This is a genomic window from Streptomyces sp. NPDC001663, assembly GCF_042893105.1.
In the GTDB taxonomy this organism is placed as follows: Bacteria; Actinomycetota; Actinomycetes; order Streptomycetales; family Streptomycetaceae; genus Streptomyces.
Genome location: NZ_JBIAUR010000001.1, coordinates 651,098 through 670,498 on the forward strand (window position 1 = coordinate 651,098; position 19,401 = coordinate 670,498).

General features: G+C 70.5%; 18 protein-coding genes. 9 read left to right on the forward strand and 9 right to left on the reverse strand.

What is annotated here, in order from left to right; all coding sequences use genetic code 11:
• Positions 1 to 4 precede the first annotated feature (4 nt).
• On the reverse strand, positions 5 to 1,042 hold the full coding sequence (locus ACFY1L_RS03130; RefSeq protein WP_388817286.1) for an ABC transporter ATP-binding protein: 1,038 nt from the start codon (positions 1,040 to 1,042) through the stop codon (positions 5 to 7).
• 115 nt (positions 1,043 to 1,157) lie between these two features.
• Between ACFY1L_RS03130 and ACFY1L_RS03135 the strand changes: the two genes are divergently transcribed.
• Both ACFY1L_RS03135 and ACFY1L_RS03140 read left to right on the forward strand, forming a co-directional pair.
• Positions 1,158 to 1,904 (forward strand): FadR/GntR family transcriptional regulator, encoded by a 747-nt coding sequence (locus tag ACFY1L_RS03135; protein WP_388818899.1) that lies wholly within the window; start codon positions 1,158 to 1,160, stop codon positions 1,902 to 1,904.
• Between the two features lie 53 nt (positions 1,905 to 1,957).
• Entirely contained in the window at positions 1,958 to 2,719 is a 762-nt protein-coding gene (locus ACFY1L_RS03140) for a cache domain-containing protein (protein ID WP_388817289.1), read from the forward strand.
• A gap of 18 nt (positions 2,720 to 2,737) precedes the next feature.
• Here the strand turns inward: ACFY1L_RS03140 and ACFY1L_RS03145 are convergent, their stop codons facing one another.
• Positions 2,738 to 3,388: a hypothetical protein gene (locus ACFY1L_RS03145; RefSeq protein WP_388817292.1), complete on the reverse strand. Its 651-nt coding sequence runs from the start codon at positions 3,386 to 3,388 to the stop codon at positions 2,738 to 2,740.
• Positions 3,389 to 3,611: 223 nt separating this feature from the next.
• On the opposite strand from ACFY1L_RS03145, the gene ACFY1L_RS03150 reads away from it, so the two are divergent.
• Together ACFY1L_RS03150 and ACFY1L_RS03155 are read left to right on the forward strand one after the other, a co-directional pair.
• Entirely contained in the window at positions 3,612 to 4,265 is a 654-nt protein-coding gene (locus ACFY1L_RS03150; RefSeq protein WP_388817295.1) for a helix-turn-helix domain-containing protein, read from the forward strand.
• A 14-nt stretch (positions 4,266 to 4,279) separates the two neighbouring features.
• Positions 4,280 to 4,828 (forward strand): toxin-antitoxin system, toxin component, encoded by a 549-nt coding sequence (locus ACFY1L_RS03155; protein WP_388817298.1) that lies wholly within the window; start codon positions 4,280 to 4,282, stop codon positions 4,826 to 4,828.
• 64 nt (positions 4,829 to 4,892) lie between these two features.
• On the opposite strand, the gene ACFY1L_RS03160 is transcribed toward ACFY1L_RS03155, so the two are convergent.
• A complete protein-coding gene (locus ACFY1L_RS03160) occupies positions 4,893 to 5,936 on the reverse strand; it encodes an alpha/beta fold hydrolase (RefSeq protein WP_388817302.1) in 1,044 nt (347 codons plus the stop codon).
• A 219-nt stretch (positions 5,937 to 6,155) separates the two neighbouring features.
• Here ACFY1L_RS03160 and ACFY1L_RS03165 point away from each other — a divergent pair, with 219 nt between their 5' ends.
• Positions 6,156 to 6,383, forward strand: coding sequence for a hypothetical protein (locus tag ACFY1L_RS03165; RefSeq protein ID WP_388817305.1), 228 nt, complete (start codon positions 6,156 to 6,158; stop codon positions 6,381 to 6,383).
• Positions 6,384 to 6,401: 18 nt separating this feature from the next.
• Here the strand turns inward: ACFY1L_RS03165 and ACFY1L_RS03170 are convergent, their stop codons facing one another.
• Positions 6,402 to 7,085: a 4'-phosphopantetheinyl transferase gene (locus tag ACFY1L_RS03170; protein ID WP_388817308.1), complete on the reverse strand. Its 684-nt coding sequence runs from the start codon at positions 7,083 to 7,085 to the stop codon at positions 6,402 to 6,404.
• Complete coding sequence (locus tag ACFY1L_RS03175) at positions 7,082 to 7,942, reverse strand: metallophosphoesterase family protein (protein WP_388817311.1); 861 nt, start codon at positions 7,940 to 7,942, stop codon at positions 7,082 to 7,084. The genes ACFY1L_RS03170 and ACFY1L_RS03175 overlap by 4 nt, the downstream gene beginning before the upstream one ends.
• Before the next feature lie 305 nt (positions 7,943 to 8,247).
• On the opposite strand from ACFY1L_RS03175, the gene ACFY1L_RS03180 reads away from it, so the two are divergent.
• From ACFY1L_RS03180 to ACFY1L_RS03195, 4 genes are all read left to right on the forward strand, one after another.
• Positions 8,248 to 9,399: an ATP-grasp domain-containing protein gene (locus ACFY1L_RS03180; RefSeq protein WP_388817314.1), complete on the forward strand. Its 1,152-nt coding sequence runs from the start codon at positions 8,248 to 8,250 to the stop codon at positions 9,397 to 9,399.
• Positions 9,400 to 9,472: 73 nt separating this feature from the next.
• Entirely contained in the window at positions 9,473 to 10,129 is a 657-nt protein-coding gene (locus ACFY1L_RS03185) for a hypothetical protein (RefSeq protein ID WP_388817317.1), read from the forward strand.
• 141 nt (positions 10,130 to 10,270) lie between these two features.
• Positions 10,271 to 11,956 (forward strand): carbohydrate binding domain-containing protein, encoded by a 1,686-nt coding sequence (locus ACFY1L_RS03190; RefSeq protein ID WP_388817320.1) that lies wholly within the window; start codon positions 10,271 to 10,273, stop codon positions 11,954 to 11,956.
• Between the two features lie 60 nt (positions 11,957 to 12,016).
• Positions 12,017 to 12,814, forward strand: a complete 798-nt coding sequence (locus ACFY1L_RS03195) for a hypothetical protein (protein ID WP_388817323.1) — start codon at positions 12,017 to 12,019, stop codon at positions 12,812 to 12,814.
• A gap of 7 nt (positions 12,815 to 12,821) precedes the next feature.
• Here ACFY1L_RS03195 and ACFY1L_RS03200 read toward each other — a convergent pair whose 3' ends face one another.
• Genes ACFY1L_RS03200 through ACFY1L_RS03215 form a run of 4 tightly spaced genes read right to left on the reverse strand, consistent with a single transcriptional unit; the run spans position 12,822 to position 19,279 of the window.
• Positions 12,822 to 14,072: an alpha-L-fucosidase gene (locus ACFY1L_RS03200; RefSeq protein ID WP_388817326.1), complete on the reverse strand. Its 1,251-nt coding sequence runs from the start codon at positions 14,070 to 14,072 to the stop codon at positions 12,822 to 12,824.
• Between the two features lie 3 nt (positions 14,073 to 14,075).
• The gene (locus ACFY1L_RS03205; RefSeq protein WP_388817328.1) at positions 14,076 to 17,120 is read right to left on the reverse strand and encodes an alpha-mannosidase; all 3,045 of its coding nucleotides are present in this window, start codon (positions 17,118 to 17,120) and stop codon (positions 14,076 to 14,078) included.
• Positions 17,121 to 17,180: 60 nt separating this feature from the next.
• Positions 17,181 to 18,518: a 6-phospho-beta-glucosidase gene (locus tag ACFY1L_RS03210; RefSeq protein ID WP_388817331.1), complete on the reverse strand. Its 1,338-nt coding sequence runs from the start codon at positions 18,516 to 18,518 to the stop codon at positions 17,181 to 17,183.
• Complete coding sequence (locus tag ACFY1L_RS03215) at positions 18,515 to 19,279, reverse strand: DeoR/GlpR family DNA-binding transcription regulator (RefSeq protein ID WP_388818902.1); 765 nt, start codon at positions 19,277 to 19,279, stop codon at positions 18,515 to 18,517. The genes ACFY1L_RS03210 and ACFY1L_RS03215 overlap by 4 nt, the downstream gene beginning before the upstream one ends.
• Positions 19,280 to 19,401: the final 122 nt, after the last annotated feature.

The following is a 19,401-nucleotide window of genomic DNA, read 5'->3' on the forward strand; positions in this document are numbered from 1 at the left end:
GGCTTCAGCGGGTGTCGGGGACCTGGACGGTGTGGCGGCGGTGCCATTGCAGTCGCACCCGGGTGCCGCGGTAGGCGGCGACGTCCTCGGCGGAGGTCTCCAGGTTCTGCTGGAGCGCGGTGAGGCGGCCGCCGGCGTCGAGGTCGACCAGGAAGCGGGTGGCGTCCCCGAGGTAGACGACCTCGGCGACGGTGCCGGTGGCGGTGGCGTGGTCCGGCTGGTCGGCCTCCGCGGACTCCTTCAGGACGCGGATCTTCTCGGGCCGGATGCTGTAGATGCCGGGGTTGCCGACGACGCGCTGGGCGGACTCGCCCTCGAGCAGGTTGGAGGTGCCGACGAAGGACGCCACGAAGGGGGTCGCGGGGCGTTCGTAGATCTCGGCGGGGGTGCCGACCTGCTGAATGCGGCCCTGGTCGAAGACGGCGATGCGGTCGCTCATCGTCAGGGCCTCCTCCTGGTCATGGGTGACGAAGACGAAGGTGATGCCGACCTCGCGCTGCAGGGCCTTCAGCTCGACCTGCATCTGCTCGCGCAGCTTGAGGTCGAGGGCGCCGAGCGGTTCGTCGAGCAGCAGCACACGGGGGCGGCCGACCAGGGCGCGGGCGAGGGCGACGCGCTGGCGCTGGCCGCCGGAGAGCTGGGCGGGACGCCGCTTGCCGAAGCCCTCGAGGCGGACCTCGGCGAGGGCCTTGCGGGCGCGGACCAGGCGCTCGGCCCTGGGCACCTTGCGGATCTTGAGGGCGTAGGCGACGTTCTGCTCGACGGTCATGTGCGGGAACAGCGCGTAGTCCTGGAAGACGGTGTGCACGTCCCGCTCGAAGGGGGCGAGGCCGGTGACCTCCTGGCCGGCCAGTTCGATGCGGCCCGCGGTGGGGATCTCGAACCCGGCGATCATGCGCAGGACCGTGGTCTTGCCGGAGCCGGAGGGGCCGAGCATCGAGAAGAACTCGCCGTCCCGGATCTCCAGGTCGATCCCGGCCACGGCGGTCGTCTCCCCGAACGACTTCCGCAGATCCTGCAGCCGGATCGCAATTCCCTCCATGGACGGGAACCTTTCTGGCGTTCTCGTACGTTGCTACGTTGCACGGAAAGATATGAAGTCATAGTTCAAAGCTCAAGGCCCCCTTAGGGTAAAGCTTGAGTCAATGCACGAGGTGATGGCCGTGAAGCAGCAGCAGATGAACGGCGGCGCGCGCAGAGCCGTCTTCACCCCGGTGGACAACCGGGCGCGCGTCGACGCGGTCGTCCGCCGGATCGGCGACGCCATCGAGCTCGGACTGCTCGCCGACGGGGAGCAGCTGCCCGGCGAGAGCGAGTTGGCCGGCCAGCTCGGGGTGTCCACCGTGACCCTGCGCGAGGCGCTCATGGCCCTTCGCCAGCAGGGCCTGGTCACCACCCGCCGCGGCCGCGGCGGCGGCTCCTTCGTGTCCCTCCCCGAGGTCCCCGGCGAGGACCGCCTCAGGGCGCGCCTGCGCGGCTGGAGCACCGAGGAACTGCGCGACCTCGGCGACCACTGGGCCGCTTTGTCCGGTACGGCGGCCCGCCTCGCCGCCGAGCGCACGGAACCGGACGACCTCGTACAACTCCGCCGTACGGCCGAGGAGTTGACGCACGCGGAGGACGCGGCGGCACGCAGTCGCGTCTACGGCCGTTTCCACGTGGAGCTGGCCGCCGCCGCGCAGTCGGCGCGCCTCACCCGGGAACAGGTCGCGCTGCAGACCGAGATCGGGGCGCTGCTGTGTCTTGTGCTCGGGGACGACGAATATCGTGAAGAGGTGGCAGACCGTCACCGCTCCGTAATCTCGGCCGTGCAGGATGGGGCCCACGAAACGGCCAGGGAACTGGCCGAGCGGTGCGTCCAGGACTCCACGGCGCGGCTCATCACTCTGCGCCTGACCCTGTAGCCACGGAGTCCACGCTCGCGCCGCGTCCGGTCCCCGTCCGCTGGAGGGCAGCCATGAGCCTCGCGACGGCAGCAGTCGGCACGGCACCGGAGGAGTCGGTCGCGGCCGGGGTCCGCTCCGCCCTGGAGAGCGTCTTCGACGCCGTCGCCGCCACCCGCGCCGACACGGCGGACCTGCTGGCCCGGGTGGCCGCCGAGGGCCGCCGCCCCGCCACCGTGGACCTCGCCGCACTGCGCCCCGGGCTCCATCTGCGCCTCGCCCGGAACGAGTTGGTGTCCGGCGTCGGCTTCGTCGCCGCACCGGGGCTACTCACCGACGTACCGGCCTGGCTGGAGTGGTGGCAGAGCGGCTCGGACGGTGACGTACGGCCGCTGCTGCTCGACCTCGATCCCGAGCAGTCGGCGTACGCGGACTACACGCACTGGGACTGGTTCGCCCTCCCCCGCGACACCGGCGAGCGCGCGGTGGCCGGACCCTACGTCGACTACCTCTGCTCCGACGAGTACAGCCTCACGCTGTCCGCGCCGGTCGCGATGCAGGGACGGTTCGCCGGGGTGGCCGCGGCCGATGTGTATCTACGGCACTTCGAGGCGGCCGTGATGCCGATGCTGCGCCGGCTGCCCGGACCGGCGCATCTGGTGAACGCCCGCGGACGGGTGACCGCCTCCGCCGACCCCGCCCATCTCGCCGGATCCCTCACCAAAGGGCCGGACTTCGCGGCCGTACTGGAACGTGGGCGGCCCGCTCGGTACCGCGGACTGCGGCTGGTCCCCTGCCGGGACATCCCGCTCGTGCTGGTGGTCTCCGCGCGTTGACGCCGACGCCGGTACGGGTCAGTTCCCGGGGGCCGGAACCACCCTCAGGTGTGCTGCCGCATGCCGTGTCCGGCGAGCCGGGGGCCGGTCTCGCAGGACCAGCGTCATCCGCGTGTACCCCATGTCCCGCAGGGTCCTCGGGGTCTCGTCCACGACCCGGCAGTCGGTGGCACCCCAGCGCGGATCGGGGTGCAGCAGGGGTCGTACGGCGCCGTCGTGCTCCACGGCCTGCTCGCCGACCGCACGGATCCAGTGCGGCAGACCCTGCCGGTAGGCGGCCTCCATGATCGGGTCCTGGGCGATGTCCCGGCGGATGGCCTGCAGCCCGTGGTCGTGGCCGTAGCGCTCCACCGCGGCCGCGAAGTGCGCCAGCACGGGCAGACACCAGCTCGACTCGTGCTCACCGAGAACCGTGGCCGCATCCGGGTGGAACAGCACGAATCTCAGGAAGTTGTCACCCGGCATGGCCGTCGGATGCGGGCCCACTTCGCGAAAAAGTGACGCGAAAGCATTGTTCGAGAGAACGACGTCCCAACGGTGGTCCAGGACGACGGAGGGAAAAGGAACCGACTCCAGAAGGGCCGCGTAGTCCTGTAGATACGCCTGGGCCTCGAGACTCTCGGGGACGGGCCGCGGTGCCGACCGCTGCCCTCCTGCCTGATACGCCATCGGGAGGTCACCCCTCTTGCCTATGCGGCCTTCACGCGGCGCCTTGATCCTGCGGCCCGGACGCGAGTCGTGTCAACTATCGTGGCATTTCGTGCCTGTTGACGGCTGAAATTGGCCACAGTTGTGGCGACACCTGGATGTGAGTTCGAACTACCCGGTAATCTCCGTCGAGTTCACGGCAACCGCTTGTGAAAAGCCTGTGAGAAACGTGGGAGATCTGTCGGTGACGGATGGCTTCGAGAGTCCGGGCACCACGGGGACGACCGCGGCGCTGCCGGCCGCCGTCGCTCGCGTCACCGCGCTCGCCGACCGGCTCGGCGTGCCGCACGCGGAGGTCTTCGACACCGGCCGTCTTTCCGCCGCCTCCGGCGTCCCCGAGCCCGTGGCCAAGGCCCTGCTGAGCGGCCGCCCCGCGGGCGAGCCCGATGTCCAGGCACGGTTCCTGCAGCGACTGCAGCTGCTGCGGCGCACCCGGCTCAAGCCCAACGGGCGCAAGTACACCCAGCAGGAGATCGCCGACGGCGCGGGCATGTCCCGCCAGCAGGCCGGCGCCCTCATCAACGGCGACCGGCGCCCCACCATGGAGCACTGCGACGCCATCCAGCGCTTCTTCCGGGTGCACGCCGGATTCCTCACGGCCGAAGACCCCGAGGCCCTCACCGGCGCCCTGCAGGGCGTGGAGCAGGAACTCCTGCAAAGGCTTGCCGAACGGGAGGCCGCCGCCGTGGCCGACGACCCGCTGGAGCGGCTGCTGCAGGACCACGGCGTCCGCGGGATCGCCTGGCGGGCCGCCCAACTGCCCACCGACCAGCACCGCGACAAGGTCGCGGAGTGGCTGGACATGCTCCTGGAAAGCGTCAAGCGGCCCGAGTCGTGAGCCTGGGGAGAACTGTGGGCATCGGTAAGGAAATGCGCCGCCTGTGCGGCGAACTGGTCGCGGAGCTCACCCTCTCCGCACCGGCACGGCCCGATGCCCTCTACGGCGCCCTGTGCGCCGCGATGAGCAGACGCCGCGGCCGGCCCGTCCACTTCCGTACGGCGGCCTTCCCGAGCGGCACCGCGAGCGGGCTGTGGCTCGACATGGCCGACCAGGACCTCGTCGTGATCGAGGAACGGACCGCGCCCGACCACCAGTTGGTGATCCTCGGCCACGAGCTGTGGCACATGAAGGCCGGGCACTGCGGCCACCACGTCGAGGGCGCCAGGGTCGCGGCCCGGCTGCTGAGCGAAGACGCGGACCTGGGGGCCACCGTTCGCAGGGTGGCCGCCCGCAGCCGCTTCGACCTCGCCGAGGAGCAGGAGGCCGAGACGTTCGGCCTGCTGCTGGCCAGCAAGTGCCGTACGTGGCTGGCGGGGTCGGGGTTGCGGGGGCCGGTGCAGAGGGATCATCTGGCGGGGCGGATCGAGGCTTCGTTGGGGTATCTGGGGTCGCAGGGCTGAGGGCGGGGCGGTCGGGGCTGCAGTGGTATGTGACATACCACTGCACCGGCGGCACAGTGCCATGTCACGTCGCACTGCGTTCACTGGCTTCCCGCAGATCCCGCTCCACCGCCCGACTACGCGCCGTGTCCGGCCGTCCCGCGCTGGTGCCGGGACGGCCCTCGACCAGAAGTTCCTGCCAGTGTTCGCGGCTCCAGTCGGCCGGGGCCGTGGTCGCCGTGAACTCCTCGACCAGGGAGACGAAGCGCGCGGGGTCGGTGTGGAACGGGAAGTGGCCGGCCTGCTCGAAGATCTCCAGCCTGCTGCCCGGCATCGCCTCGTGCGCCCCGTAGGCGTGCCGTACGGGCACCACGCTGTCCCGGTCGCCCCACAGCAGCATGGTCGGCATGCCCTCGGTGAGATAGCACCGGTCGAGCATGGTGACGACCTGTCCGCGCCAGTCGACGACCGCGCGCAGGGTGCGGATGAAGGCGTTGCGGGAGGTCTCGTCGGGCAGGGCGTCGACGAGGTTGACCAGGTCGCGGGCGTCCAGACCGAGGTCGGTGTCCAGCATCTTCATCAGGTGGATCGCCAGGCTCACTTGGAGCCGCATGCCGGGCAGCCGGAGGGTGGACAGCATCAGGTGGGCGCCGGGGAGCGAGACCAGCCGCAGCATGGGGTTGACCTCGCGGCCGACGCCGCCGGCGCTGACCAGGATGAGCCGTTCCGTGCGCTCGGGGAACTGGTAGGCGAACTGCATGGCCACGCCGCCGCCCAGCGAGTGCCCGACCAGCGTCGCGGACTCTATGCCGAGCGTGGTGAGCAGGTCCCGCACGCCGTTCGCGTACGCCGCCACCGAGTAGTCGGCGCGCGGCTTGTCGGAGGCGCCGTGGCCGAGCAGGTCGGGGGCGATCACGGTGTGGGTGCGGGCGAGGTCGGGGATCAGCTCGGCCCAGGTCGCCGAGGAGTCCCCGATGCCGTGGATGAGCACCAGCGCCGGTCCCTCGCCGGCCATGCGGAAGGCACGCCGGTAGCCGTGCACCACGCGGTACTGCAACTCGAGTTCACCGTCGCCCACCGGACGCAGCCGTACGGCGCGCCCGGGACGGCGGTGCGGGACGTCGACCACGCACTTGCCTCCCCGCTCCATGGCCGCCGAAGCGGCCGAAAGCCCTTCCCTTCCAGCGTAGGACTGCTTTCCCACAAGGGATTTCGTGGACGTTTCGCCTCCGCTAAGCGGGCGACGCCGCCCGTGGTCACAGCCGATTGTCAGTGGCGGGCGGCAAGCTGGAGTTGCGCCCCTTTTCGGGTGCGTGACCGAAGTCGCCGAGACGGGGAGAGCCGACCGATGCCCACTGCCGTACTGACCGATCGCGAGCGCACCGCGGTACAGGCCTACCTGCGGCTGCTGCACACCGTACGAGCCGCTTTCGACGGCCCGCCCGGCACCGCACGACCACCTGTCGTGCCGCCCTCCGTGCTCGCCGAGGCGGAACAGGCCCTGGCGGACGCGGGACTGACGGGGAACGAGGAGGAGTTCTTCCGGCTGCTGCAGATGTGGTGCCCGGAGCCATGACGGGCGAGGACCGGGAGTTCAGGCGGTGTGCGGCACCGTCACCGCCGTCGCCACCAGGCCGCGTTGGACGGTCCACCGGCCCTCGAAGTGGCCGAGGCGCCGGCCGCCCACCAGCGGGCCCGGGACGAGGAGTTCGGCGTGGAAGGTGCCGTGCAGCCGTTCGCCGGGGGCGACGGAGAGCTCGATGTCGGCTTCGGTGAAGTCCAGCCACAGGCCGGTGAGGGGGAACCACGCCTTGTAGACGGACTCCTTGGCGCTGAACAGCAGCCGGTCCCAGGCGACCGCGGGGTGGTCCGCCGCCAGGCGGCTCAGCCTGACGGCCTCGGCGGGCAGGGACACGGCGTCCAGGACGCCCTCCGGGAGCGGCAGATGGGGTTCGGCGTCGATGCCGAGGGAGGCCAGGTCGGCGGCGCGGACCAGGGCGGCGGCGCAGTAGCCGTCGCAGTGGGTCATGCTGCCGGCCAGCCCGGCGGGCCAGCTCGGTGCGCCGCGCTCGCCGGGCAGCAGCGGCTGCGGCGGGACGCCGAGCTTGTCCATGGCGCGCCGGGCGCAGGCACGCACGAGGGCGAACTCGCGGCGGCGCTTCTCGACGGCCTGGGCGACGACGGCCGCCTCCTCGGGGTACAGCGGCGCGGGCTCGCTCCCGTCGTCGCCGTGCACCTCCACGGCCACCACCTCGTCCGGCAGCAGCTCCTCGATCACCCGACCCCGACCTCCTCAGGCAGCACACGGCGCAGACGCCCCGGCGGCTGCGGCCGCTTCCGCCACTCGCGGGGATACCCGACGGACACCTCCTCGAAGCGGACGCCCTCGTGCCAGGTGGTCCGCGGGATGTGGAGGTGTCCATAGACCATGGTCTCGACGCGGAAGCGGCGGTGCCAGTCGGCGGTCAGATCGGTGCCGCACCACATGGCGAACTCGGGGTGCCACAGGACCTCGGTCGGGTGCCGGTCCAGCGGGTAGTGGTTGATCAGGACGGTGGGCAGGTCGTCGGGCAGTGCGGCGAGCCTGCGCTCGGTCTCGGCGACCCGGGCCCGGCACCATGCCTCGCGGGACGGGTAGGGGTCGGGGTGCAGCAGGAACTCGTCGTTGCAGACGATGCCGGTGCCGTGCGCGTACTCCAGCCCCTCGGCCTTGGTGGTGCAGCCCTCCGGCAGGAACGAGTAGTCGTACAGGAGGAAGAGCGGTGCGACGGCCACGGGGCCGTCGGGGCCCTCCCAGAGGGGGTAGGGGTCCTCGGGCGTCGTCACGCCGAGTTCGCGGCACTGGGCGACGAGGTGCTCGTAGCGGGCGACGCCGCGGAGGGTGACGGGGTCGTTCGGGTGGGTCCACAGTTCGTGGTTGCCCGGCGCCCAGATCACTTTGCGGAAGCGGCTCGCGAGGGTCTTCAGGGCCCAGCGGATGTCGGAGACTCTCTCCGAGACGTCGCCGGCGACGAGCAGCCAGTCGTCGTCCGTCTCGGGGCGCATGCGCTCGACCAGGGCGCGGTTCTCGGGGTACCCGATGTGCAGATCGCTGATGGCCAGCAGCTGTCCGGTCCCACCGGCCGTCGACGTCACCTCTCGCCCCCTCCGCCCAGCCTGCCCGTCCGCCCTGCGCACTCACGGACGGGGAACACGACAGCACATTTCACGGCTCCGGGACAAGGCGACCCCGCCCGGGTCGGGCCAGGAGGCCGACGGACCGGAAAATCCGTAACACGTACGTTGCACGCGCGGCCCCTCGGAAGCCGTATGATCGCCCTAACACCACCGCCACGAAGACGAACTCCCTTCACACAGGGGCGGTTTGGTGACCCACAAACTCCCCTGCCCGGGCACGGGCTGCTCTGCCGTGCCCGCGAACCGTGAAAGGACGGCCCTGCATGGTCTCTCGCGTACGCGTCTGGCTCAACCGCACGTACGCGGAGAACGTGTTCTTCATGGATCAGCTGCGGCGAAATCCCAGCGATCGGGCCGTGGAGATCCATGCGACGCACGGGGACGCCGACTCCCCCGTGCTGGCCGCCGCCGACACCGCCGAGCTGGAGCCGGAGGGCCTGTCCCCGGCCGGGTATGTCGAGTACGCCCTCGCCCAGTGCCGGCGCCGCGGTATCGACGTGTTCGTGCCCCGGCTGCACCAGTCGGCGATCGTGGCGCACCGCGCGGACTTCGAGGCGATCGGTACGGCGCTGCTGGCGCCGCCGCCGGAGGGCGTGGCCGTCTTCGAGGACAAGGTGATCGCCTACGAGGCCGTGCAGGCGATCGGCGTGCCGGTGCCGTCGTGGTGGCGGGTGCGCGGCGCGGACGAACTCGTCGCCGCCGTGGAGGAGTTGGAGGCGGGCGGGCACAAGGCGTGCTTCAAGCCGGCGTCCGGTGCGGGCGGGGTGGGCTTCCGTGTGATCACGCGCGCCCCCTTCTCGATGGTTCACCTCAACGGGTTCCCGAGCCCGTACGTGCCGCTCGATCTGGTCGTGGAGGCGCTGAAGCAGGCCGACGAGCCGGTCGACTGGATCGTGATGCCGCGGCTCGAGCAGCCGGAGGTGTCGGTGGACTGCCTCACCGGCCCCGACAACCGGGTGCGGCTCGCCATCGGCCGTACCAAGAACGGCCGTCGGCGCGGGTTCACGCTGCACGAGCAGTGGCTGGAGCCGGCGCGGCGGATCGCGGAGGGGTTCGGGCTGCACTACCTGTCCAACATCCAGTTCCGGATGTTCGGTGACCACCCGGTCCTGATGGACGTCAACACGCGACCCGCCGGCGGGCTGCACCAGCTGTCCCTGTGCGGGGTCAACGCCCCTTGGGCGGCTGTGCAGTTGGCGCTGGGCGAGGACCCGGGCGAGATGACGCCGCCGTTCCTCGGGCAGGACTACACGGTGGTTTCCGGACCTCGGCCGCTGCGCGCGGTTTCGCTGCCGCAGCAGCGGATGGAGGAGCCGGAGGCCGGCACCCTGCTGCCCGCCGTTCCGGCACCTACGGCGGAGCCCGTCCAGGAGACCGCCGCGGAGGCCGGCACCCCCGCCGCCGCACCCGCGTAACCACCCAACTGCCGGAACCCCGCCCGGGGTTCGCGCGTCGAAGGTGCGCGGGCTCCGGGTGAGGGGGACGGACATGTACGTGGAGAGCATCGTGGCGGTCAGGGCTCGCCTCGGAGACCGGGATCTTGGCGTCCCCCACGCCAGGGCAGCTCACGACAGGCCTTTCTGGACCGGTCTACTCGTCCGTGAAGGCCTGGTCCTCACCGCCGTCACGGACACCGCGAGGCAGTCCGACGCCCAGCTCTACGTCGGGCAGTCCTCGCCCGCGGCCACGCACTCACTCGACTGGCAACCTGCCGAACTGGTCTGGAAGCAGCCGTGGGACAACGATCCCGGCCGCGGCACGGTCAGCGCCTACCCGAATCCTGCGGTGCGCTGCGCGCTGCTGCGGATCGGCTCCCGTCAACCGAGCCCGGCGGTCCGCGAGTTGCGCATCAGCGAGGTGCAACTCCCGCCGCGGGACAGCGCGGTCAGGATTGCGCAGGCCGTGGACGAGGACGGTGGTCTGCGCGCGCAGGTCACCACCGAGGCGTCCCTGTACAGCCCCAACGCCGTCACCATGACCATAAAGGTCCCGGTGGACCATCGATGGAGGGCGCAGGACGAGATCTTCGGTGCGCCCGTGTTCTGCGCGGACGAGCTCATCGGCGTGGTCATCGACCAGTTCTGGGGCGGTGGCGAACGGAGGCAGGAGGCACGGGCGCTGTCCATGCAGCGATTCCCCTTCTGAGCAGCCCCGGCTCCGAACGAGGTCTGGACCAATTTCGCCGCAGCATCTTGACATCGGAATTGGTCCATACCAACTTGGTTGCGCACCTCTCTGCACTTCTCTCTGCACTCCCGAACACCCCCATTCCTTCAGGGAGATCGCGTGCGCAACACACTCAGACGTTCCAGACGTCGGCTACTCGCACTGCTCGGCTCCGCCGCACTCGCGCTCGCCGGAGCCATCGCCCTTCCGGGTACGGCCCAAGCGGCCAACGTCCTGACCAATCCCGGCTTCGAGTCGGGCAGCCTGTCGCCCTGGTCCTGCACCGGGAACCTCGGTTCGGTCGTCTCCTCCCCCGTGCACGGCGGCTCCAAGGCCCTGCGGGGGGCGGTGACGGACAGCGACAACGCCCAGTGCACGCAGACCGTCTCCGTGCAGCCCAACACCGCGTACAGCCTCACCGGTTGGGTGCGCGGCTCCTACGTCTACCTCGGCGTGAGCGGCGGCGCCTCGACCTGGACGACCTCCCCGTCGGCGTACAGCCAACTGTCGGTCTCCTTCACCACCGGCGCCTCGCAGACCAGCGCCACGATCTACGTCCACGGCTGGTACGCCCAGGGGACCTACTACGCCGACGACATCAGCCTCGACGGGCCCGGCGGCGGTGGCGGCTCGGACACTCAGGCGCCGACCGCGCCGACCGGGCTGGCCTCCACGGGCAAGACGTCGTCGAGCGTGTCGCTGAAGTGGAACGCCTCGACGGACAACGTGGGTGTCACGTCCTACGACATCTACAGCGGCTCCAACAACGTCCTTACCGTGTCGGGTACTTCGGCCACGGTCAGCGGGCTCTCGCCGAGCACGAGTTACACCTTCACCGTCAAGGCGCGGGACGCAGCCGGCAACACCTCCGGCGCCTCCAACTCCGTGTCCGTGACGACCGACGCGGGCGGCGGTGGCGGGACCGGCTTCAAGCAGGCCGCGCCGTATCTGTACGAGGGCTGGGGCGATCCGCCGAGTCCGAGCACCGTGATGAGCGCGACCGGCATCAAGTGGTTCACGATGGCGTTCGTGCTCGACTCCGGTGGCTGCACCCCTGCCTGGGACGGCAGCCGGGCGCTGACCGGTGGGGTCGACCAGACCGCCATCAACCAGATCCGTTCCGCCGGCGGTGACATCGTGCCGTCGTTCGGCGGCTGGCAGGGCAGCAAGCTCGGCGCCAACTGCTCCTCCGCGAGCGCGCTCGCCGGAGCCCTGCAGAAGGTGATCGACGCCTACTCGCTCAAGGCGATCGACATGGACATCGAGAACACGGACGAGTTCGAGAACGAGGCCGTACAGGCCAAGATCCTCACCGCCCTGAAGACGGTCAAGGCCAACAACCCCGGCCTGAAGACCATCGTCACCTTCGGGACGTCCACCACCGGCCCGACGTACTACGGCAACCGGCTCATCGAGCAGGCCCAGTCGCTCGGCGCCAACATCGACGTCTTCACGATCATGCCGTTCGACTTCGGCGGCGGCTCCGACATGTACGGCAACACCGTCAACGCGGCCGAGGGGCTGAAGGCCAAGCTGAAGTCGACGTTCGGCTGGGACGACGCCACCGCGTACTCCCACATCGGCATCTCCGGCATGAACGGCCTGTCCGACCAGCAGGAGAACACCACCCCGGCGATCTGGACCCAGATCAAGGACTGGTCCAACAGCCACCACATCGCCCGTCTCGCCTTCTGGTCGGTCAACCGCGACCGGCCGTGCCCGGGCGGCGGCGTGGTGAGCAACTGCTCCGGAATCAGCCAGAACAACTGGCAGTTCACCTCGATCACGGCCGGGTTCACCGGCTGAGGAGCAACTGAGGAGGCTGGAAGAAGGGCTGGCGCCCGGGCCCCCGCGGCGGGAAGAATCTTGAACCGACCCGCCGCGGGGGCCTTCCCGCGGCTCGACGGCACGGTATACGGGGGCGGCGCAGGAGTGAGGAGAAGGGTCACCACTGCAGGCCGGTGTCTGTCGTTCCTCCTCGCTCTCGGCTTCGTCGCGCTCCTCGCCTCCTGTGGTGTGCCGGACGGCGCGAACAAGGGGCCCGAGGACGTGGAACAGCGGCCCCGGCAGGCGGACTTACAGGCCTCGATCGTCAACGACCGCAAGCACCTCTTCGACGGATCCCTCGCGTACGACCCCGCCGTCTCCGTGAACGTCGGTGAGAGCCTGACCTACGACGTACGGCTCACCGCGCGGGGAGAGAAGTCGGGCAGGGCGGCGCAGGCCGCCCTGGTGACCCGGGCGTTCCAGGTGGGCGGAGAAGAGGGTGCCACGCTCGCCTCCGGGAGCAGGCAAGTGCGGATCGTGCTGCTGGGCGACGGGTCCGAACAGGCCATCGCCCAGCCCGGCGAGGACGCGGCGTGGCAGTGGAGCGTCTCCGCCGACGAGCCGGGCGACTACGACCTCGCGCTCACCGTCACGACGTACCAGGGCGATTCGAACCTTGCCCTGGACACATTGCACCCCCCGATCAAGATCCATCTGACCGTGCACAACACGTGGTCGCACCGCATCGACTCGATGAACGACTGGCTCATCACGGCAAGCGGTGTCGCGACCGCGCTGGTCGCCATCTACGCGCTACGGGCTCCCCTCACCGAGTTCGTACGAACCCGCGGGGAAGCCCGTCGGCAGCGCGACCAGAGCCGGGACGGCTACATGTGAGTGGCCGTCAGAAGCGACCCGACCCCCGGTACAGCTCCAGCTCCCCGTCCAACTCGACGGCCAGTACGGTGGCGTACGGGTCCAGGTCCGCCTCCGCCGGAGGATCGATCCACAGCACACCCACCGCGTCGTGCAGCCCACCGACCACCCGGTGGCCGAGCTCGGTGCCGGTGCCCACCACCCTGACCTTGCGGACCCCCGTGGCCAGGCCCCGGACGCCGATCTCGGCTCGCGGGATGTCGAACAGGGTGAGGTAGAGCGTGCGGCGGTCTGCGGAGAGGGTGCTCGGCCCGTAGTGGTGCCCCGCCGGGAGGCCGCGCACCGTCCCGTACACCGCCTCCGCGTGCCCCCGGATCCACTCCCCCAGCCCCTCCAGCCGCTCGACCTGCGGCTGCGGGATGGTGCCGTCCTCCATGGGGCCGACGTCGAGGAGCAGATTGCCGCCCCCGCCGATCGTCTCCGTGAAGTAACGGATCAGCTGGGACAGCGACTTGTGGTTGTGGTCCTGGTGCTGGTAGCCCCACGAGTCGTTGATCGTCAGGCACAGCTCCCAGGGGCCCTCCGGCGGCACGATCGGCGCGCCCTGCTCCGGAGTCGCGTAGTCGCCCTCGCTGAGCATACGGGCGTTGAAGACGACGTCGGGGACGTACGACCGGATCAGCGCGGCCAACTCCGGGATGCGCCACTGCTCCTCGCTGCGGTCCCACTCGCCGTCGAACCACATCAGGTCGGGCCGGTAGCGCGAGGCCAACTCCCGGATCTGGCCGTCGCGGTAGGCGATGAACCGCTCCCAGGCCGCCAGGTCCTCGTCCTCGGCAGCGACCTCGGAGTAGCGGTTGTCCTCCTGCTCCGGCGGGCGGCCCGGCTTGCGAGTTGACGCGTAGTCGGGGTGGTTCCAGTCGGAGTGGGAGTAGTAGAAGCCGACCTTGAGGTCCTTCTCGCGCAGGGCCTCGGCATAGGGGCCGAGGTAGTCCTTGCCGAGGTTGAGGTCGCCGTACTCCGTGTCCCACAGGGCCACGCCGTCATGGTGACGGCTCGTCAGGACCGCGTACTTGGCGCCCGCGCGGGCGAACAGGTCGGCCCACGCCTTCGGGTCGTACTTGGCGCCGGTGAAGCGCTCCAACTGGGACATGTACTGGTCGTGCGGCACGATGTCGTCGTAGAACGACCAGGACTCCTGGACGCCGTCCACGGCGTAGATGCCCCAGTGGATGAAGATCCCCAACTTGGCGTCGGTGAACCAGGGTTGCATGGCCACGGGTCAGGCCCTCCGCAGACGGAGCGTCAGGATCTGGAAGGGACGGAGCACGACGGAGACACCGCCATCGGCGATCTCCGCGTCCTCCAGCGGGCGTTCCAGCAGGTCGGTCACCTGGGCGCCCGCGAGCGGGAAGCCGGTGCGCAGCACGCCTGTCGCGCGGCCGCCGCGGGACTCGTAGAGCCGTACGACGACATCGCCGGAGGCGTCGTCCGCGAGCTTGACCGCCTCGACCGTCACGCCCTCGCCGTCGACCGAGACGACCGGCTCCGGCGCACCCGCCGAATCCGCCAGCCGCAGCGGGAGGTTGAGGGCGTAGCCCTCGGCGATCGCGTCGTCGATGCTCGCGCCGGGCAGGAGGGAGTAGGTGAAGCGGTGCTTGCCCTGGTCGGCCTCCGGGTCCGGGATCCGCGGGGCGCGGACCAGGCTGAGGCTGACCCGGGTCGTCGTACCGCCGTCCTCGCGGACCGTGCGGGAGACGTCGTGGCCGTAGGTCGAGTCGTTGATGACCGCGACGCCGTAGCCGGGCTCGGCGATGTGCACCCAGCGGTGGCCGGAGACCTCGAAACGGGCCGCCTCCCAGCTGGTGTTGGTGTGCGTGGGCCGCTGGATGTGGCCGAACTGGATCTCGGCGGAGGAGTGCGGGGCGCGGATGTCGACCGGGAAGCCGGCCTTGAGGATCTTCTCGGCCTCGTGCCAGTCGATGTCGGTCTCGAAGTCGATACGGGGGCTGCCGGCCCGGAGGGTGATCGTCTGGGTGAGCTTCGAGCCCTTGCCGAAACTGCGCTCCACGCGGATCGCGCCGAGCAGCGGGTCCTCCTCGACGACCGTGACCGACTCGGCATCCAGCAGGTCCGTGTAGCGGTTCTTGTAGTGCTTGTCGATGTCCCAGGCGTCCCAGTAGTTCGGGAGGTCGGTGTGCAGGCGCAGCAGGTTGCCCTTGTCCGCGAGGACTTCACGGCCGCCGGCACGCAGGTCGCGCACGGAGGCCAGCGTGCCGTCCTCCGCGACCTCGACCCGTACCAGGCCGTTGTCGAGCACCCGGCCGCTCACCGTGACGGGGTCCGGCACCGGCTCGGCGCCGACGACAGCGCTGCCGCTCGCGGGCACCTCGACGTAGGCCGGCGCGCCCTCGGCGGTACGCACGACCTCGGCCCGGTCGAACGGGCTGGTGTTGAAGACACGAGCGGAGCCACCGCCCAGCGCGGCGACCGCCTCGGCCGTCAGCTCCTCCAACTCCTTTGCCACACGGGCGTATTCGGCCTCCGCCTCCCGGTGCACCCAGGCGATCGACGAGCCGGGCAGGATGTCGTGGAACTGGTGGAGGAGGACCGTCTTCCACAGCCGGTCGAGCTTCTCGTACGGGTAGGAGTAGCCCGGCGCGTGCAGCGCGGCCGTCGTCGCCCACAACTCGGCCTCGCGCAGGCGGTGTTCGGAGCGCCGGTTGCCCTGCTTGGTGCGGGCCTGGGAGGTGTAGGTGGCGCGGTGCAGCTCCAGGTAGAGCTCGCCGTTCCAGACCGGGGCGTCCTCGTACTCCGCGCGGGCCTTGGCGAAGAACTCGTCGGGATGCTCGACGACGACCTTGGGCGAGCCCTCCAGGTCGGCGAGCCTGCGGGCGCGTTCCATGATCTCGCGGGTGGGGCCGCCACCGCCGTCGCCCCAGCCGAAGGGGGCCAGCGAGCGCGTACCGGCGCCCTTCTCCGCATAGTTGCGGACCGCGCGGTCCATCTCCTCGCCGCTGAAGCGGGCGTTGTAGGTGTCGACCGGCGGGAAGTGGGTGAAGATGCGGGTGCCGTCGATGCCCTCCCACCAGAAGGTGTGGTGGGGGAACTTGTTGGTCTGGTTCCAGGAGATCTTCTGGGTGAGGAACCACTCGTTGCCGGCGAGCTTGGCGAGCTGCGGGTAGGCGGCGTTGTAGCCGAAGGAGTCCGGCAGCCAGACACCCTTGGTCTCGATGCCGAAGTGCTCGATGAAGAACCGCTTGCCGTGGACGAGCTGGCGGGCGATGGCCTCGCCGCCGGGCAGGTTGCCGTCGGACTCGACCCACATGCCGCCGACCGGCGCCCACTGGCCCTTCTTCACGGACTCCTGGATGCGCGCCCAGACCTTGGGGTAGTTGTCGCGCACCCACTCGTACTGCTGGGCCTGGGAGCAGGCGAAGATGAAGTCGTCGTACTCGTCGGCGAGCGAGGTGACGTTGGAGAACGTGCGGGAGGTCTTGCGCTTGGTCTCGCGGATGGGCCACAGCCAGGCGGAGTCGATGTGCGCGTGGCCGACGCCGGAGACGGTGTGGGCGCTGGCGTGCGCGGGCTTGGCCAGGACGGGGGCGAGCACCTCGCGGACGGCGGCGGCGCTGCCGGAGACGTCGTCCAGGTCCAGTGCATCCATGGCCCGGTCCAGGGCGTGCAGGATCTCGTGGCGGCGCGGCTCGTGCTCGGCGAGATGGACCATGAGCTCGCGCAGCACCTGGAGGTCCAGGTCGAGGTGCCAGACCTCCTCGTCCAGGACGGCGAGGTCGGCGCGCTGGAAGGTGTAGAGCGGCTTGTCGCCGGCCGTCAGGACGTCGCCGAGAAGCGTGGGCTCGGAGAAGTTGTTGGCCAGGATGTCCGGGTTCGAGGCCGCCTCGACCAGGTAGTCGATCTCCTCGCCGCCCGTCGCCGGGTTGGCGATGGCCACGTACTGGTTGAGCGGGTTGACCGCCTTCAGCGGGGTGCCGTCGGTGAGGTGGACCAGGGCCTCGGCCTGGTTGCCCGGCCAGTCGCCCACGAAGCCGAGGTCGATGACCGCCTCGACGCGCTTGCCGGCCCACTCGGCGGGCACCTGCCCGCGCATCCGGAACCAGGTCGTGCCCCAGGGCGGACCCCACGGGGTGTCCATCGCGAAGGGCTTGTACGGGGCGGCCGCGGCCTCCTCGAAGGAGACCGGCTCGCCCGGCGCCTGCCAGGCCTCGACCGTCAGGGGGACGGTGGCCGCGTAGATCGCGGGCTTGATGCGCTGGTTGTGGAGGCGCTCGGCGCGCTCCTCGATCCGGCGGCGTTCGTCGTGCATGGGAAGTCTCCAGAAAACCAGGGAGCCGAGAGAGGGGGAAAGCGCTTTCCGGCGGCGCGTCTACTTAAGGTACGCCAGCCCGGGATGGACGTCGGTGTAGCCCTCGACCAGCCGTCGGGCCACGTTCACGGAATCCACCAGCGGATGCAGCGCGAACGCCTTCACGGCGGTCGTACGGGAGCCGGACTCGGCGGCCGCCAGCACCTCGCGCTCGACCGCCTTCACCGCGCAGACCAGGCCGGTGGCGTGGTCGGGCAGCGGGGCGACGGCGACCGGGTGCGCGCCGTTGGCGTCGACCAGGCACGGGACCTCGATGACGGCCTCGGTGTCCAGTACGGACAGGGTGCTGCGGTTGCGGACGTTGAGGATCAGGGTGGTGCGCTCGTCGCGGGCGATGGCCCGCATCAGGGCGAGGGCGACCTTCTCGTAGCCGCCGGAGAGGTCGTCGGCGTCGCGTTCGCCGGCGCCCGCGGTCTCCCGGTTCTCGGCCATGTACGTCGCCTCGCGCTCGGCGCGGGTGCGGTCCCAGGCGTCGAGCGCCTGGGCGCCGGGGTTGCGCATCTCCTCGTAGAAATGGGCCTGCTGGTCGCGCAGGAAGGCGCCGCGGGTCTTCTCGGCCTGCTGGTAGGCGCGGACGGCCTCGCGGTTGAAGTAGTAGTAGTGCAGGTACTCGTTCGGGATCGCGCCGAGGGACTGCAGCCACTCGACGCCGAAGAGCTTGCCCTCCTCGAAGGAGCCGAGCAGGTCGGGGTCGGCGAGCAGCCGCGGGAGCTCGTCACGCCCTGCGATGTGCAGGCCGCGGACCCAGCCGAGGTGGTTGAGGCCGACGTAGTCGATCCAGGCCTCCTTCGGGTTCCCGCCGAGCACCCGGGCGATACGGCGGCCGAGGCCGACCGGCGAGTCGCAGATGCCGATGACGCGGTCGCCGAGGTGGCGGGACATGGCCTCGGTGACCAGGCCCGCCGGGTTGGTGAAGTTGATGACCCAGGCGTCGGGCGCGAGCCGGGCCACGCGCTGGGCGATGTCGACGGCGACCGGGACGGTGCGCAGACCGTAGGCGATGCCGCCGGCGCCGACCGTCTCCTGGCCGAGGACCCCCTCCGCCAGGGCCACCCGCTCGTCGTTCGCCCTGCCCTCGAGGCCGCCGACGCGGATCGCGGAGAAGACGAAGTCGGCGCCGCGCAGGGCCTCGTCGAGGTCGGTCGTCGCCGTGACCTCGGGGGCGTCGGCGACCTGCGCGGCCTGCTCTGCGAGGACTCGGGTCACCGCGGACAGCCTGCCCGCATCCAGGTCGTGCAGGACGACCTCGGTGACCCGGCCCTCGCCTCTGTCGCCCAGCAGCGCCCCGTACACGAGCGGCACCCGGAACCCGCCGCCGCCCAGAATCGTCAGCTTCACGCCTGCACCTTTCCTGCCACGACCACCTCGACGCCCGCCTCCTCCAGGGAGGAGCGGGTCGCCGGATCGGCCGACGCGTTCGTCACCACCACGTCCAGGTCCTCGGGACCGCAGACCTTCGCCATCCCCGTACCCGGGAACTTCGCCGCGTCGGCGAGCAGCACGACCTTGTCGCTCGCCTTGATCATGGCGCGCTTGACCGGCACCTCGACGACCGTCGTGTCCATCACCTGCCCACCGGGGCGCACTCCACTGGTGCCGAGGAAGAGCCAGTCGGCGTGCAGCTGACGCAGATTGTCCTCGGTGAGGAAGCCGACCAGGGAGCGGTACTCGCGGCGGACCATGCCGCCGAGCAGCACCAGCTCGATGCCCTCGTCGTCCGCCAGCTCCTCGTAGACCACCAGGTTGCTGGTGATCACGGTGAGCCGGCGGCCGTGCAGCTGGCGGGCCAGGCGGTAGGCGGTGGTGCCGATGTCGAGCAGCACCGACTGGCCGTCCCTGACCATCGCCGCGGCGCGCTCGGCTATCGCGTCCTTCTCGGACACGCGCACCTCGGCGACCTCGGCGAAGGGCTGGTCGCCCTCCTCCACGACGGCGCCGCCGTGCACACGCGTGAGCAGGCCGTCCTCCTCGAGCTTGACCAGGTCGCGCCTGATCGTGGCGGGGCTCACACCCAGCTGCTCTGAGAGGTCGGTCACTGCCGCGGGACCGCCGGAGCGCAGGGCCCGCAGGATGAGTTGGTGTCGTCGTTCTGCCAGCACGCGCTGCACACTACTCGTCATCTTCAATCATTTCCATGCTCACTTCTGCTCGGGTATTGACCAATCTCGTGGATCAGCGCACGATTCCCGTCATCGAAAATGACGAGTTTTGACGAGAGGCT

What these genes read in the sequence shown, in the direction of transcription:
- ACFY1L_RS03130 (WP_388817286.1), bottom strand. Translation starts at nt 1,042, where the DNA reads ATGGAGGGAATTGCGATCCGGCTGCAGGATCTGCGGAAGTCGTTCGGG.
- ACFY1L_RS03135 (WP_388818899.1), top strand. Translation starts at nt 1,158, where the DNA reads ATGGCCGTGAAGCAGCAGCAGATGAACGGCGGCGCGCGCAGAGCCGTC.
- ACFY1L_RS03140 (WP_388817289.1), top strand. Translation starts at nt 1,958, where the DNA reads ATGAGCCTCGCGACGGCAGCAGTCGGCACGGCACCGGAGGAGTCGGTC.
- ACFY1L_RS03145 (WP_388817292.1), bottom strand. Translation starts at nt 3,388, where the DNA reads ATGGCGTATCAGGCAGGAGGGCAGCGGTCGGCACCGCGGCCCGTCCCC.
- ACFY1L_RS03165 (WP_388817305.1), top strand. Translation starts at nt 6,156, where the DNA reads ATGCCCACTGCCGTACTGACCGATCGCGAGCGCACCGCGGTACAGGCC.
- ACFY1L_RS03180 (WP_388817314.1), top strand. Translation starts at nt 8,248, where the DNA reads ATGGTCTCTCGCGTACGCGTCTGGCTCAACCGCACGTACGCGGAGAAC.
- ACFY1L_RS03185 (WP_388817317.1), top strand. Translation starts at nt 9,473, where the DNA reads ATGTACGTGGAGAGCATCGTGGCGGTCAGGGCTCGCCTCGGAGACCGG.
- ACFY1L_RS03205 (WP_388817328.1), bottom strand. Translation starts at nt 17,120, where the DNA reads ATGCACGACGAACGCCGCCGGATCGAGGAGCGCGCCGAGCGCCTCCAC.